Raw genomic sequence first — 17,273 nt, 5'->3', positions numbered from 1 at the left:
TGCTTTTTTGCTTTTTTGCTTTTTTGCTTTTTTGCTTTTTTGCTTTTTTGCTTTTTTGCTTTTAAGCCATTCTATCATGGAAAGTTCTATTTATTACATCTAGCTGCTGTTCTCTTGTCAACTTAATAAAGTTTACAGCATATCCAGATACTCTGATAGTTAGCTGAGGATATTCTTCAGGTCTTTCCATAGCATCTAGAAGAGTTGCTTTATCAAATACATTTACGTTTAAGTGCTGAGCCTTTTGCATAAAGTATCCATCCATCATAGCTGATAGATTACTCATTCTATCTGTTTCAGACTTTCCTAAAGCCTTAGGAACAATTGAGAATGTATTAGATATACCATCCTGTGCCTCTTCATAAGGAATTTTTGCTACTGATGAAAGTGATGCCAAAGCTCCCTGTGAATCTCTACCATGCATTGGATTTGCTCCTGGTGCAAATGGCTCTCCTGCCTTTCTACCATCTGGAGTATTTCCTGTCTTCTTTCCATATACTACATTTGAAGTAATAGTAAGGACTGACTGAGTATGAACCGCATCTCTATAAGTCTTATGCTTTCTTATTTTTTCCATGAAGCCAGTTACTATATCTACTGCTATCTGATCCACTCTATCATCGTTATTACCATACTTAGGGAAGTCTCCTTCTATTTCAAAGTCTACTATTACACCATTTTCATTTCTGATTGGCTTTACCTTAGCGTATTTTATTGCAGATAGAGAGTCTGCACAAACTGAAAGACCAGCTATACCACAAGCCATTGTTCTTAGTATTTCCATATCATGAAGTGCCATTTCAAGTGATTCATATGAATACTTGTCATGCATATAGTGAATTACATTTAAAGTGTTTACATATAATCCTGCAAGCCATGCTGAGTATTCCTCAAATCTTGCATTTACTTCATCATAATCCAATATATCTCCCTCTATAACTTCCATCTTTGGAGCTATCTGAGCCCCAGATTTTTCATCTATACCTCCATTTAGAGCATATAGAAGTGTCTTTGCTAGATTTACTCTCGCTCCAAAGAACTGCATTTGCTTTCCTATTCTCATTGCTGATACACAGCAAGCTATACCATAGTCATCTCCAGTAAACTTCTGCATTAAATCATCATTTTCATACTGTACTGAACTAGTGTCTATAGATACCTTTGAGCAAAAATCTTTAAATTCTTTTGGTAGTTGAGTAGACCAAAGAACTGTTAGGTTTGGCTCTGGTGATGGCCCTAATGTATATAGAGTGTTTAGCATTCTATATGAGTTTTTAGTTACATATGTTCTTCCATCTGCATTCATTCCACCAATTGATTCAGTAACCCAAGTTGGGTCTCCTGAGAATAATTCATTATATTCAGGTGTTCTAAGGAATTTTACCATTCTTAACTTCATAACAAAGTGATCCATTATTTCCTGTGCATCCTTCTCTGTTATTATTCCATTTCTTAAATCTCTCTCAAAATAAACATCTAAGAATGTAGAAATTCTACCTATTGACATCGCTGCACCATTTTGGTCCTTTATAGCCCCCAAGTATGCAAAGTATAACCACTGAACTGCTTCCTGTGCATTTGTAGCTGGTTTTGATATATCATATCCGTATGAATTTGCCATATTCTTTAGCTTCTTTAGAGCTACAATTTGTTCAGTCAACTCTTCTCTTAAACGAATAACTTCTTCAGTCATTGGCTTATCTGCTAAAGAAAGTTTTTCTTCATTCTTTTTCTCAATTAAGAAATCTACTCCATATAAAGCTACTCTTCTATAGTCACCTATTATTCTTCCTCTACCATAGGCATCTGGAAGCCCAGTAATTATTCCTGACTTTCTAGCAGCTCTCATCTCTTCATTGTATACATCAAAGACACCCTGATTATGAGACTTTCTATACTTTGTAAAAATCTCTTCAATTTCTGGATTTAATTTATATCCATAAGCTTCACAAGAATTTTCAACTGTTCTTATTCCACCAAAAGGCATTACCGCTCTCTTTAGAGGGGCATCAGTTTGTAATCCTACAATTTTTTCTCTATCTTTATCTATATAACCTGGTGCATATGCATCTATCTGAGATATAGTATCTACATCCACATCTAGCATACCACCATTGTCTCTCTCTTTTTTAAATAATTCAGAAACTTCTTTCCAAAGCTTCTCAGTATTTTCTGTAGCACCTTCTAAAAATCTAGAATCTCCCTCATAAGGAGTATAGTTCAAGTCAATAAAGTCATGAACATCTACATTTTCTGACCATTTTCCATCTTTAAATCCATTCCAAGCAGTCATATTTCTACCTCCATACAAATACTAATTTAGTTTTAATATAATATCTCAATTCTTTAATGAAATTGACTATCATTAAAGATTAACTTCATGATAACATAATTGTATACAATGTTCAATAGCTTTTTGAAATAACTTTTATGTTATATTTTTACTTATTTTTTCTTATATTAAGCTCGATATCCAATTTTAGCTTTTTTATTTTCACGAATATTTACTCTTCATTTATCTAAAATAATTCTATCATATTCGTACTATTTTGTACATTTATTTTTTTTCGTTAGCATGCAATATTGACATAAGAAGCCTTCACTACACTGTTTTACAGCAAAGTGTTTTAAATTATAATTTTATATAATCCATATTAATAAGAAAATCAAAAAATATTATACAAATAAAAGCAAAATTTTAGCGATTTTTATTAATATTTTTTAAACAATCTCTATTTATAATATTTTTTCTTCTTCAATATGTAGTTGTTATTATATCACATCACACTTTTATTATCTATATATTGAACGCAAGTCCGTTGATTATTTTTAATAGATTCTATTTTACTTAAATTAAAACTAATTAACACACAAATTCAAATATTAAAAAAGGCATAGAATTAATTCTACGCCTTTTTAATCACATATGGTTTTTATTTCAAAACTACGCTTCCTTCATCATCAACAGATATATATCCGTTCATCTTCATATCATTATACATTTTTTTATATAAAGGATCTTCTATCGGTTCATATATACCAATACCAGAAAGGAAATCATATACATCTCTTTCATTCATATCACCATCGTATGAATTTTTTAATATATCATATGTTAACTCATCTATATCTTCATATTCAGAAGATTTATTTACCAACACTATAACATCCATAGCATTTTTCATCTTATATCTAAATAGTTTTTTAAATCCATTTTCATCTAGAACATTCGCAACTGTAAATTGATTTATTTCAAAGTCCTTAAAATCTATATTGTTACGTATTTCTTTTATATACTCTTTCGGAATAAAATATCCATTTTTAGAAGTTTTTTCTTTTGCAAATTTTACGAGTTTCTCAATTTCACCTGCATCTAATAAAAACTTTTCTTTTACCAAAAATTTTTCTTTGTCTACCTGAATATAAATTCCCTTATTTACTATTCTATCCACTGTTTGGTATATAGAAATCTGGGAATATCCAAACCTTGATAAAAGCTCTCTTAAATCATCTACTGTCAAATATTTTGGATATTTAATTCTTATCACATCTTCTATACTTTTAATATCTTGATTTTTGCAATATAAAAAATTGTTATTTCCGACTATATTTTCATTCATGTATTTAATTAAAGATGCAATTTCTTTAGGATGTTTTATATCATATTTATCCACAAAATCAGACAATACTTCGTCTTTTAGTATGTATTCACTATAAAGTTTCTTGGTGAAAGCATATCCATCTTGAAAGGCTTCCAAAGAAATATTTTTAATTTTTTCCTTTATTTCTTTATTTAATATATCTTCTATAATTACACATTTACTCGGTCCCATTTTTATTACTCTTTCAGAGTTGTCTATTGCATTGTATATTCTATTAGTAGACCAGTCAGTTTGATCCTTTAAATCTTTTATACTAATAATAGAATCATTCTCTTTACAAATATCAAAAATCACATCAGTTTTCATTGATATTTGATTTCCCTTAGTAGTAATATCCAGAGAGTTTCCTTTACTAGTATTATAATCATCAAAATGATGATTTATCAAAGAATATACATGATGTTTGCCATAGAAGGTCCCAGGATAGTATTCTTCCATTATCTCATATATTTCTTTTGCATTTACATAGTTTTTCTTTGATAACCTTAAATCTAATATCTTTTTCATATGCAATACAGTCACTTCATCAATATCTACCAAATCTATGTGTGAATAGGTTCTAGGATTTACAAGTATAATTTTATCAGATCTAGAGGCTAGACCTTCAAGGCTTCTACTATTCATCTTCATTTCTATAGCAAATTTTTCCTTGAAAAATCTATTGTATTCTGGAACTGTTTTTGAATTCAAGCGTAGTGGTTCCTTATGATAGTATTTAAGATAAAATTCAAATAGGTCAATTTTACTTATGCCATCTTTATAATAATAATCATCAACTATTTGAACACCATTTTCTCTCATAAATCTTGCACACTCAGAGTTTTTAATTATATCAGTAAATATAGTATCATTGACCGTAACCTGATTATATTTTTTAAATATCTTTTTCAAACTCTTAATTTCTCCAAAGGAATCTATCTGTTCGATTTCATAATCAGCATTGCTTGCTATTCCCTCTAAATTGAAGTATGCCATGCTTTCATATTCTTTTATATAAAATACGCCATATATTACATTTGCCTTTATTAAATCTAACAATATCTTTTCGTTTTCGCCAAGATAATCATCTAGTTTTTCTATCGGCATTCTTTTGTAATTATCATATATAGTTCTCAAAGCTATTGTAAATTTTTTCTCTTTTAGTACCTTATTTATATTTTCTATAATACTTTTTTCTATTTTTTCTAATCTAATTATATCTTCTCCAGTAGACTTAGATATCTGTTCTAATGGTTTTTTAGCAATTACCCTATCATAAAGTACCATTTTTTCTACATCATTATACCCAGAGAATCTCAGTTCATTAATTGTTTCTTCAACGTTTATTATTTTTTCTAGGTTCTTTTTTATGTTAATAAGATATCTTATCAAGCTATAATCTTTGATATCTATATATCTCATTCCTTGATACTGTGATATTTCATCTTGATTATAAGACTTTCTATCTACCTTCAGACCAACACCAGACACTACTTCCCAAACAGTTTTCTCAGCTACAGCAGAGTAAATATTATCTTCAAGCAAAAATTTTTCTGTTTCAATTACTTTAACAGTTTCTTTTGCACTTCTAATATTTTCTTTTAAATGATCAAAAAATTCAGAGTATCTTTTTTCTCCAACACCAGGAACATACTTTAACTTTGTTAGATCATACCCCATAAGATCAAGTAAATTCTCGACACCATCATCTTGTAGCTTTTGCTTCATATATTCATATGCTAGATATTTATCTGGAAGCAAACTCTCTATCGGAATCAATCTAAAATAATTCTTCTCAACATTGATATGTGAACATTCATCCACTCCTACTTCTTTTTCCTGTGGTATCACACTTGATAAAATTAAATTCTTTTTTATTATTGACAGATATTCCTTTTTGAGAGCATTTATTACCAACTTTTTCTTAGAATCTTTAATGCTAAATTTCTGAAAATATTCTTTTTGAGCAGCTATATTTAGATCATACAAACTAATAATATCATTATCTTCACAGTGAATCCTAAACATTATATGTTTATATTCTTTGAACACATCGTTAATTTTTAACTCTTTAAGATCTTCTGGATAGTTTTCTTTTATATATTCAAAGATACTTCCATCTTGATCATCCCCTAATATTTCTAACAGAAAATGTTCAATTTTTAAGATTATTTCTTCTTTTTTTCTTTTACCTATACTTTTACTAAACGTAAATCTAACCAAATCTTCTTTTCTAAGATCCATTAGCGTTACGATACCATTTTGGGCACAAAATTCTCTAAATAGCAGATATTTTCGCGCGTCAAAAACAAGCTCTATTAGACTCTTTCTTAGGATTTCTTCATAGTTATCCTTTAGATAGTCCAATTCAAAGAAGTTTCTGTTGAAACTTTCTTTCATATCTTCTAATACATTTTCTATTTTAAACCCAATTTTATTTCTATCAGATGAGTCCTCTATACTCTCCAAAAAACTCTCTATATGATTATCGCTTAAATCATATAGTGTAATAATCTCATTACAAGAGCAATATTTAATAAAATCAACATAAATTTTACTATAAAAAATGTCATCCACCATCACTTTTTCAATATCTGCTGGATAACTTTCTTTTAAATACTCAAGGGGAGATGTATCTTTTTTGTGTAATATTTTGTTATATGATAACACATTTATATCTGTATAAATATCCATGTTTTCATTTTTATATTTACTGGATATATCATCATCTGATTTCTCTCCATTAATATGAATCAATTCTTTTGTTTTTTCACCCATATCGCTTTCCCCGCTGACTAATTAAATTTTTTGATTCGAATACAACACAATTATTTAATAAAAAATAATAATGCCAACATAATCGTAATAAACCACTTACATATGATTATAACATGTTTTTATATTTAGTAGTAGAAAAATATAATAAAATAGACATAAAATTGGTTTTAATTTTTATAGTTTTATTATAAAAATATTTTTGTTAATATTTTCATATAAATAAGCCTTTTTATCCTTTTATTTTATTATTCTCTGTAGATTTCTTTTTTTATAAATATAAAAAAAGAAATCCCTCTAAATTATCTTTAGAGAGATTTCTACGATCAACAAAATTTAAAAGCGCCGTAAAGTTTCTGTTATTCAGCAATTTTTATACTTGCTTTTTCATCAAGTCTAGCTTTAAGTTCATTCTCCTGAAGTTTACTTCTTCTGTTTAAGGCTGGTTCGATAACCTTTGAAAATACTACAGCTGCCAAAATTCCTCCAAGTATTGGTGCAAGGACATATATCCACATAAAACCACCTTGAGAATCTGGAAAAGCATTTTTACCCCAGCCAAATATCATCGTTACTACTCTTGGACCTAAGTCCCTAGCAGGATTAATACAAGCCTGAGTCAACGGTGCTATCAAACAAATTACAGAAGTAACAGTAAGTCCTACAAAAAATGGTCCCAGTTGATCATTTGGTCTACCAACATTACAACTGTCCGTAAGTAAGAATATTGTTAGTACCAACATGAATGTCCCGAAAATTTCAGCAAACATAGCAAGCCCAAAACTTACTTGTGCACTACCACCTGGCTGAACATAAAATTCTCCAAACATTTTAGCTGTTGTAACAGATTCAAAGCTACCTCTTACAATACCATGACTGGCCTCAAATGCTGCAATTGAAGGATTAAATAAGATGTAAACCATCAAAGCTCCAAAGAATCCTCCTAGAAATTGCGCTATCAAATAAGTCGGCAATCTCTTTGCATTCATTCTTCCACTCACTACCATTGCTACCGATACCGCTGGGTTATAATGTGCATTACATAGGTGTCTAACCACATATACTGCAAGTGTTACTGCTATACCCCATAATAATGCCACTTGGAATAACCCACTGTGCGATCCAAAAATTGTAGATGCACAAATAGCTCCCAAACCAAAAAGTACCAAGAAGAACGTTCCAATGAATTCCCCTAGAAATTCATCCTTATAAAAATAACTGTTCAAAACTTACACCTCGCTTATAAATATTTAATTTTTAGCAATATTCACCGGCGCGCGAATACGTTTGCTTGCTCTATTTTACCAAAAAAAAACAAAAAAGTGAACTATTAATAGTATTTTAACGAGCTTGTATCAAACTATTTCATAACTCCAATACCAGCAAACATAATTATAAGATCTATAGCTAGTAGTATTATTACAGATTTTCTTGTAAAAAACACCTTTATACTCCCTTTAATTTTCAATTCTTTGTTTTTTTCTTTTATCTTTAGATATTTTTCTTTTATATCCTGTATCTTTCTTTTTATTTTTTTTCTATTTTTGAATACAAATATAACAAATGTTACACTTATAAGTAAATTTATAACTATATTAAATATAGATCCCTCTAATCCTTTTGATAGATCAAGCTGAGCACCCATCTCAACCGTCAAGTTATTTAATATATGTAATATAATTGATAATTTAATAGAATATTTATAGGCTGCATAGGCAAGAGTAAGACCCACGAACATTGTAACAGGGGATTGTAAAAGATCCTGATGCATAGTCCCAAATAAAATGCTTGATATTAATATGGCTGCATAGGCACCATATTTTTCTAAGCTTCTCATAAGAACACCTCTATATATAACTTCTTCTACAATCGGTGCAATTATTATTCCATACATAACCATAGATATAGTTGCTGATGCTTCACCTGAATTAGCCTCCGATACAGCACTTAAACCAAATAAATTTAAAAATACTTCTATATAATTAAAAATTTGTGAAGCAAGTGTATTTAGCACCATCATAATACTAAATAATACTAAAAGATCTAAAAAAGTGAATTTTTTTCTTTCAGATTTTATATAGATCTTAAAGTTATTTTTACCAGTATACAAGTACAGTGGCAAAATACCCAAAATAGCAGTTAGTATAATCGATACCCCTTCATCTTTAATGATATCTGAAATAAACAACCCTGCAATGTTAAAGATTATCCCTTGTGCAATAAGCGCCATTCCCAAACGTGACATATCTTTTTTTCTATCTAATATATACTTATCTTCTATGACAATCACCACCAAACTTTTTATTTACTATTAAGTTTATCACATATTTTACTTTATATCATTAATATTATCACTTCTATTATCCTTATATATTTATTTAATACTCTTTATTTTTCATTTTTTTATATTTATTTTTTATAAATATAACTAGATCCAAATTTAATTATATTTTTATTCATATTTATTTTTATTTTTTATAATTCTATTTTAAAATACTTTTTTTATACTTTTCTATACTTTCATTTATACAATTGTATATAAATTATATTTATTTTTTAACAAGTAAAGTATTTACTTATATATCAAATATTTGCCCTTAAAAAATCAATTGACATTTATATATCTTTTTTGTTAAAATTAGTATGTTTAATGGCATATATCAATTGAATATGACCAATAGGCAAATAATTTTAATAGGTTAAGTCCGGCATCTTTTATGAGCTGGAACGGAGGTTTTTATGAACGGTAATGTTTACACAAAAAAAAGGTTGGATGTAAGAAGATTAGTAGTTATCGGCGTGTTATCAGGTATTTGCATCATGCTTTCTATTACGCCACTAGGTTTTATACCTATTGGACCAGTAAATGCAACTATCATGCACATACCAGTAATAATAGGTGCAGTGATTGAAGGACCTATTGTGGGTCTGGCAATCGGTCTAATATTTGGATTGACAAGTTTAATTAGGGCATTTACAATGCCAACTGTCACTTCATTTTTAATGATGAATCCGATTGTTTCAGTACTACCAAGAGTTATTATGGGATTTTCTTCATATTATATATTTACAGGTATTTTAAAGGCAAGCAAAAATAAAAAAGTTTCTGCTATGATAACTGGATTTTTAGCTTCTTTAATTAATACTGTAGGTGTATTGGGATCAATTTATTTAATTTATGGACAAAGATATGTTGAAGCTATAGGAAAAATTGGATCACCAGGCAAAGTTATTGGTGCAATTGCAGTTACAAATGGATTGCCCGAAGCTATACTTGCAGGCGTTATCGTTTCTTCAGTGGTAGCAGTTATTAAAAAATAGATATTATATAATGATTATAAAAAGGTGCTAACATATACTAGCACCTTTTATTTTTTATACATTATTTACTTTTTACTCTCTTAATATCTGTTTCCTCATATATTATTATTTTTATCTCTTGTATCTCTACTTTCTCATATATTATTTTTTTATCTCTTATATATCTATTTTCTCATATATTAACTAAGCACTTTCTGATCTATTATTACACTTTTATTTCATAACTATATTTTTTCTTCTTACTAGATTTTATTCACAAAGCAAATAAGACTGCCCCTAAATCGATACCTAGGAAACAGTCTCTATATAATATATCTTTTAATTTTTATTTAAAAGTTGTGATTTCTTTTGGGTTCAATCTTACAGAACTATGAGTTTGGTACTCTCCTTTACCAATCGCAATGATTAATACAGGAACATAATGCTCACTGTCTAGACCGAATGCTTCTGCTATCTGGTCTTCTTCAAATCCTCCAATAGGATTTGTTTCATAACCGTGTGCTCTTGCTACTAGCATGAACTGCATTGCTGCTAAACTACCATCTATTTTAACGACATCATTCATTTTTTCTTTAGAGTAATTTTTATATACTGGCATGAACAATCCCAATGTTTGGTCTTTTATCTCTTGAGGCATTAGACCCTCTTGAACTGCTCTTCCAAAAATTTCTTCGCCCTTTTCATAACATTTCATATCTCCAAACACAATCACCATCGCTGATGAAGTATCATTTTGTCTGACATTAAATCTTATTAGTGGACGTAACTTATCTTTTCCCTCTTGAGACTGCACTACCATAAATCTCCAAGGTTGCATATTTACTGAAGAAGGTGCTTTTGTAGCCTCTTCTATCATTTCTAACATTTCTTCATTGCTGATCTTATAATTTTCATCAAATACTTTTACTGATCTTCTGTTAAATACAATATCTGAGAAATCATTATTTTTTAACATTTTATTTCCTCCATATAAACATTCTACATCTTATACGGGTAGGATAGTATTTATACTTTGACTGTCTATCTATAAAGCAACTCAAAGTTCAAGTTGTATTATCAATATAGTCTCTGCATATTTAAACACTTGTCTTCCTGCCTGCGTTTAAATGCTTTTAAAATAATACAAATCTTTCAAATCTGTTCAGTCCTTAGTGCAATTTATTTATAAATTTAAGATAAATAATTGATATTATTTACCAAGAATTTCTTCTATTCTATCAAGAACTTCTTCTAGTTCTTTTAAGTCTTCTCTTGCTATCGTTAATCTTATAAACTCCTTATTTTCCTCGCTGCTCAACTGACAACTTGCCAGTTCCTTTCTAGCCGCATTTGTCAGTGAAACGAAAATTTCTCTATTGTTCTTGGCATTTCGAACTCTAGTAACAAGTCCCCTTTTTTCTAATAATTTTAGATGCCTCGTAACAGCAGCTTGATCTATTTTTAAGTAGTTTTGTATATCTACTTGCAAACAGGAATTATGTTCCTTTAAAAACATCATCATCTCATATCTAGTTAGACTAAAGCCTGTATTTCTTTCAAAATTTTTACTTAATCTATGTTCTAGATTTTTGACTCGATGTAATAAACTACTAAACTCTCTTAGTTCCATCGTTCCCCCAATAAAATCACTTTTTAAATTTTACCACAAAATATGTACACTCTATAATGTGACAAAAAATGAAATATCAACAATTGACTCGTCAACTATTGATTAATCATATTATAACATCTTATACATGACATGTCAACTATCTCGATTATGATTTTCTTTTCTACAAGTTACTTTTCTTTTATTTCTTTTTTAGTATATAATTATTAATCTAAATAAAGTTATCAACAAAGTATAGCCAAGACTCAAACTTTCCAAAAACACTTAGCTATAAGTTGAAAATTTTCTAATGCCCTTATTAGTATAATACCCATAATTTGATGGTATATATAGAAATATATGTATAAGAATTATTTTTTGAGATATAAAACCTTTCTGATTCAGCTGAGTGTGTAGTATTAAAATCCTTTTTAAGAGTATATTGCATAGTCTATAGAGAAAAGTTTTATCTTACTTTCCTTGAAGAGAACATAATAGACATTGCTACAAGGTGAGCAGAAAACTTTAAGAAATAAAATCTTCTTTAATTTACATAAAAAAGAACGCAATTTTTTGCGTTCTTTTTTGTTCCACTGTTCTATTCTTTTCAGTACTTTAATATTTTATTTTTTTATTACATCACCTGTATATCTATTTATGCTGTATGTATAAAGGATTTCATTTGATCCTTCTCTTATTCCATTTTCATATGGAACTGACCAGTAATCTTCCATTTTTGACACGTGGTATACATCACTTGCTCCAGAAGGATTACTATCTTTAAAGAGTATCATATTCTTATTGTTTATTTCTTGTACAAGTTGTGGATTATCTTTTGAGATTTGGTCCATAATGTTTTTTCTCGCCTGAGAGCTCAATATTTCGGATACACCATCTTTTGTAGTAATCCATCCATCAATTTCTCTACCTACCTCTGCCAATCTTCCATCTGGCATCAAATAATATCTAGCATTATTTATTTTACCATATTTGCTTGAATTATAATCTTCAAAGTGCCATCCTGTCTGCATAACACCACTTGAGTTGAAGTAGTATCTACTTCCCTCTATATTCTGCCAACCTGTTAACTTTGATCCATTTTTATAGTAATATTTATTGTTATTCTCTACCTTCCATCCACCTAGTGTTGATGAAGATACATCTTCAGAATCATTGATTTCAGATTCTGTATACTTTGATACTGATTTTTCTCCACCTATTATTATCACTTTTTCTATACCATTATTTCTTATAAATTTCTTGCTTTCTTTATATAGATTATTTGGTGTTGTTGTTATTATAGTGGCGTCTTCCTTGCCTGCAACTGTAGATGCTGCTAAAGCATCTGGATAGTTTGTCCCATCTACCAATATTACAGTTTTTAAATCCTTACCTGTAAGAGTCTTAAAGTTTTTTGCTGATTCTACAGATGTTTCAAATCTATTTTTTCCTGCAATTCTTTGAGTATACTCATCAAAGCTTGGTATTGATGCTGTGCCTCCGAATACAAGATAATATGGCATAGGATTGGATTGGCTATATGGGTATATGTATGACAAAACTTCTCCTCTCATCTGCCCTACCAATGATCCAGCAACTAAAGCATCTGCATAATTATATGCATTTATTCCAACATAAGAGTCTCCCATTGGTAGATCTCTTCCTTTTGCATTTAGAGTGTACCTTTCACGAGCTATCTCTCCTGCTGTATCCATTCTATTCTTTCCTGCTAATCTTTTTACTTGTATGTTCATAGTTTTCAAAGAGTTTTCTACATTTTTAGATACTGTATTTGGTCCCCCTAAAATATAAACTTTTTTTGTTTTTAGCCTCAAAAGTTCATCCTTTGTTTCTTTAGGTAAACTTGCTGCTCTAGTAAGTAGCATTGGTATTTTTTCTTGTGAAACCAATGAACCTCCTACCAAAGCATCTGCATAACCTTCTCCACTAGCTAATACAACTGTAGGTGCACTTTCAAAATAAGCTTTGCTTATTTCTACTGGTGTAGAATACCTACTAACCCCAGAAATTCTCTGAACATCTATATTGGCAGCATCTACATTTGATACAGCCGCTGTTGACAGCAAAAATGCTGAACATAACAAAGTTGATATAATTTTTTTCATAGTTACCTCCTATTTTCAATTAATATCACCATTATATCATTTATATGATATTTTTAATCCATTCTAAAGAAAAAATTACATGTTTTTAATTTTATTTTCAAATGTTTTTTTTGCGAATATATAAATCTAAAGAAGTACACTTCATAATACTATGATTTATAATTTTATAAATATATATTTTTTGTTTTTATAACCTATTTTCATGCTTTGTTTTTTAAATTAAAATTCAAAGTAAATATATTTTACTATAAATACTTACATATTGATCAATAGAATTGATAGGTACAATACAAAACTTCTTTAATTATGAGTTAGGCTTCTTATTATTTAATTATTCTTTATTTTTTGACAATTCTATAGATATTTTAAGATTTTAGTGATATAATTAGTTCAACAAGTAATATTACTAACTAATTATTGCTTGTATAATATTGTCTATTATTTTTATAGATTAGATAAACATTTTATCAATAATATCAAATTTTCTTTAATCATATATTTATTTTTATTTTAGAATCACTTCTAAGCACTAATTTTGATATTTATCGAATCATACTGATATAATGTTTTCTAAATTTATAGTTATATTAATTTTGAGGAGGTTATTCTATGAAATTAGTTGTATTAGGCGGTGCGGGTTCTCAGGCACTATATGGTATAAGAGATTTATTAAATCATGAAAGCGTTTTCGATGAAATAGTAATATCATCAAGAAATATAGAAAGAAATGAAAAGGTTGTTGCTGAGTTGAATTCTCCAAAGGTGACAGCTGCTCAAGTAGATGTTACAGACAAAGATGCACTATATGAAGTAATCAAGGACTGTGATGTTGTGGCCAATTGTACTGGACCATACCATCTTTTTGCATACGATATAATTGATACAACAATAAAAGCAGGAAAACATTATATAGATTTCTGTGATGATATAGAAGCCTTTAATCATATATTTGAATCTGATCTTCCTAAAAGAGCAGAAGAAAAAGGATTGAGTATGATTATGGGACTAGGTGCAAGCCCAGGATTTTTATCTGTGCTAGCTTGTAGTGCAAATGAAAGATATTTCGATTCAATCGATGAAGCAATCTTTTATTTTGCAACAGACGAAAAAGAACCAGGTGGACCTGCTGTTTTAGGACATATGTTGGAATGTATTCATAATGCTCCTTATATAGAAGACGGTGTTAAGAAAAATGAACCATCTTTCTTAAAGGAATGGGACTTTGATTTTGGAAATCCTTATGGCGTAAGAAAGGTATCTAGAATAGGACATCCAGAAGTGTTTACCTTCCCAAGATATATTCCTAACATACAAAATGTATCAGTTAGATTTAGCCTTGAACCAACAAGTGCTTATGAAGGTTTCAAAAAAATTGGTCTTTCAGGACTAACTTCAGAACATGAATTAAATATAAAAGGAACTGCAATATCACCTAGAGACTTCGCTTTAGCAGTATTAGTCGCTCAAAAAAGTTCAAGAAAAGAAATGAACAAAGAAGAGCTTGAAGAATTTCTTAAGGGAGTTACCGCTTGTGCCGCAACAGAAATACATGGCAAAAAGGATGGAAAAGACAGAGTCTATATAGGACGAGTTGCAGGAAATATGGCTCCACTGACTGCTGTTCCTCTAATAATCGGTGCTGAAATGTTAGGAAAAGGCAAGGTTACAAAAACAGGAATAATGGTTCCAGAAGAAGCTATTGAAAATGCTGATGAGTTTGTAAAAGAAACTGTAAGAAGAATACGTAATGATGGATTTGGATTTGCTGTTAATGAAGAATTAACTGTTATAGATGAGTTTTAATTAAAAAATACTGTACAATCAGGCTGTAAATTTAGCCGTTTCTTGTATATTCAACCTAAATATGTTCTAACAGCAGCAGCCTGATTGTTACTGTATAAATAATATGTTTACTTTATTTATTTTAATGGTACACCCCATGATATTTAAAACTATCTGGGGTGTACTATTTTTTATATTATAAATATTTTTTTTGATTTTTGAATAGTCATTTGCTTTTTATTTTTTTATATAGTAAGATTATATACAGAAACAAATATGTTTCTTATTGTAAATGATAAAGGAGACTATGTATGAAAATAGGTCGTCTATTAAAAAAATTCCGTGAACTACGCGGTTTGACACAAAAAAAGTTAGGAGAAAAAACTAATTTGGATGATGTTCGTATTAGGCAGTATGAACTAAATATAAGATCACCGAAAGAAGATGTATTAAATAATATTTCCTCTGCTTTGGATATCAATCCTGAATATTTTAAGGAAGCACAATATCCATATAGCAACGAAGATGTTATAAGATTATTATTTAAGATGGAGGACTCTATACCTCTTTCAATAAGCTCTATTGTAATTGATTCCAAAAGAGATATTAGTCTTAACGGTGTCTTCTTTTTAGGAGAGGATATAAAAAGTTTTAACCATGCTTTGGAAGAATGGAGAGATATGCAAAACAAGTATAAGTCCGAAGAAATTACAAGCGAAGAATACGAGATTTGGAAGGCTAATTGGTCATATAAAGACCAAACTAGCAATCAATTCTTTGATAAAGCAAAGTAATTATATACCGAGATATACTTCCTCGAATAAATAGTAGTACAAAAACAAAGTTCTATTAATTAATAGAACTTTGTTTTTTATTTATGCAATATTATTTTCTCTAATCAATCTGAAGTTTTTTATCATCATTTTTTCTATAAAATACAAAATTAAAACAATTGATATTCCAAGCATCAATCCAGTAAGTCTATTCCATATAGCATTTTTTGTGTTAAATAAAATTAAGGACGCATTTATGGCTGACACAGTATTAATAAACTGCTTATACTTATATTTATCAGAAAAGAAACCTATAAATCCAAATAGTAGCACTATTAATACCGCATATTTTTCAGGTAATAGATACTCAAAAGCTACTAAAAAAAATGCAGATCCTAGAACTGTTCCAATTACTCTATATTTTATTCTAGATAACATCTCATCAGAATCAAATTGAGTGAGAGACATCACAACAAGTGTTACCCAAAGAGCTTTCTCAGTCCTTAATATTGATGATATAAGTATTGCTATAGAAATGCCTGTAGCCATTCTTATTGCTGTTTTATTATGCTTTCTATTTAATATCAATTGCTCTTTAAAAGCAAGAGAGTCTTTTTGTCCAAACTCTCTTTTGCTCCATCCAATATATGTTGCCAACATCATCAATACTGTTCCACTAAGTATCCCAATCATTCTAACATTAAATCTGTCCATACCTATTGGAACTGACTGGCAAAACAAAAATGGAAGTAACATTACTATATTTAGCTTCAAATATGTTGGCTCACTGGTCATCATCATTACAAAATAGACAAATATAAAATTAATAGGAAGAGCTATCAACATGGATAAAGAGTTTAGTTGAGACACCAAGCCTGATCCTATAAATACTATTGCTATAGTTAAAAGCATGGCTGATTTTTTCATATTAGTGTCACATACTGGAAACATAGCAAGACCTACATATATACTTACTCCAATCAGAGTATTGTCATCTCCAAATATTTTTATATATGCTAATATAAATGCCATCATAAGCGCAAATTTATAAGCATTTTTTAAAAATTCTTTTTTAAAACTATTACTTACCCTAAATTTTTCTATCAATCCTAAATCACACTCCTTAGTATTTTTGCATAGAATAGAGTAACACAAATTTGTTTTTTTTGCACTTATAATTATTACCTTTTATCATAGTATTTTGCTGTAAAGGTTTATTCCTTGACTAAGCTATTTCTTCAAGTTATAATTACATTAGCTATAAATA

Annotated in this window: 11 protein-coding genes; 3 read left to right on the top strand and 8 right to left on the bottom strand. The window is 29.3% G+C overall.

What is annotated here, in order from left to right; genetic code table 11:
• Positions 1 to 61: 61 nt before the first annotated feature.
• The 4 genes from pflB to RR561_RS00430 all read right to left on the bottom strand — a co-directional run bounded on the left by pflB (position 62) and on the right by RR561_RS00430 (position 8,706).
• Complete coding sequence (gene pflB / locus RR561_RS00445) at positions 62 to 2,293, bottom strand: formate C-acetyltransferase (protein ID WP_332505462.1); 2,232 nt, start codon at positions 2,291 to 2,293, stop codon at positions 62 to 64.
• 640 nt (positions 2,294 to 2,933) lie between these two features.
• Complete coding sequence (locus RR561_RS00440; RefSeq protein ID WP_332505461.1) at positions 2,934 to 6,419, bottom strand: hypothetical protein; 3,486 nt, start codon at positions 6,417 to 6,419, stop codon at positions 2,934 to 2,936.
• Positions 6,420 to 6,775: 356 nt separating this feature from the next.
• A complete protein-coding gene (locus tag RR561_RS00435; RefSeq protein WP_332505460.1) occupies positions 6,776 to 7,642 on the bottom strand; it encodes an MIP/aquaporin family protein in 867 nt (288 codons plus the stop codon).
• Positions 7,643 to 7,776: 134 nt separating this feature from the next.
• Entirely contained in the window at positions 7,777 to 8,706 is a 930-nt protein-coding gene (locus RR561_RS00430; protein ID WP_332505459.1) for a CPBP family intramembrane glutamic endopeptidase, read from the bottom strand.
• A 449-nt stretch (positions 8,707 to 9,155) separates the two neighbouring features.
• On the opposite strand from RR561_RS00430, the gene RR561_RS00425 reads away from it, so the two are divergent.
• Positions 9,156 to 9,737: an ECF transporter S component gene (locus tag RR561_RS00425; protein ID WP_332505458.1), complete on the top strand. Its 582-nt coding sequence runs from the start codon at positions 9,156 to 9,158 to the stop codon at positions 9,735 to 9,737.
• Positions 9,738 to 10,062: 325 nt separating this feature from the next.
• Here RR561_RS00425 and RR561_RS00420 read toward each other — a convergent pair whose 3' ends face one another.
• The 3 genes from RR561_RS00420 to RR561_RS00410 form a co-directional block, all read right to left on the bottom strand.
• The gene (locus RR561_RS00420) at positions 10,063 to 10,692 is read right to left on the bottom strand and encodes a nitroreductase family protein (RefSeq protein ID WP_332505457.1); all 630 of its coding nucleotides are present in this window, start codon (positions 10,690 to 10,692) and stop codon (positions 10,063 to 10,065) included.
• A 234-nt stretch (positions 10,693 to 10,926) separates the two neighbouring features.
• Positions 10,927 to 11,346 (bottom strand): MarR family winged helix-turn-helix transcriptional regulator, encoded by a 420-nt coding sequence (locus tag RR561_RS00415; RefSeq protein WP_332505456.1) that lies wholly within the window; start codon positions 11,344 to 11,346, stop codon positions 10,927 to 10,929.
• 602 nt (positions 11,347 to 11,948) lie between these two features.
• The gene (locus RR561_RS00410) at positions 11,949 to 13,451 is read right to left on the bottom strand and encodes a cell wall-binding repeat-containing protein (protein ID WP_332505455.1); all 1,503 of its coding nucleotides are present in this window, start codon (positions 13,449 to 13,451) and stop codon (positions 11,949 to 11,951) included.
• A 609-nt stretch (positions 13,452 to 14,060) separates the two neighbouring features.
• Here RR561_RS00410 and RR561_RS00405 point away from each other — a divergent pair.
• Together RR561_RS00405 and RR561_RS00400 are read left to right on the top strand one after the other, a co-directional pair.
• Positions 14,061 to 15,254, top strand: a complete 1,194-nt coding sequence (locus RR561_RS00405; protein WP_332505454.1) for a saccharopine dehydrogenase family protein — start codon at positions 14,061 to 14,063, stop codon at positions 15,252 to 15,254.
• 290 nt (positions 15,255 to 15,544) lie between these two features.
• On the top strand, positions 15,545 to 16,027 hold the full coding sequence (locus RR561_RS00400) for a helix-turn-helix domain-containing protein (protein WP_332505453.1): 483 nt from the start codon (positions 15,545 to 15,547) through the stop codon (positions 16,025 to 16,027).
• An 81-nt stretch (positions 16,028 to 16,108) separates the two neighbouring features.
• On the opposite strand, the gene RR561_RS00395 is transcribed toward RR561_RS00400, so the two are convergent.
• Positions 16,109 to 17,113, bottom strand: coding sequence for an FUSC family protein (locus RR561_RS00395; RefSeq protein WP_332505451.1), 1,005 nt, complete (start codon positions 17,111 to 17,113; stop codon positions 16,109 to 16,111).
• Positions 17,114 to 17,273: the final 160 nt, after the last annotated feature.

This window comes from Peptostreptococcus sp. (assembly GCF_036639115.1).
Taxonomy (GTDB): domain Bacteria; phylum Bacillota; class Clostridia; order Peptostreptococcales; family Peptostreptococcaceae; genus Peptostreptococcus.
Note: the sequence above shows the minus strand (reverse complement) of the source record. Positions and strands in the feature narration are given on the sequence as shown.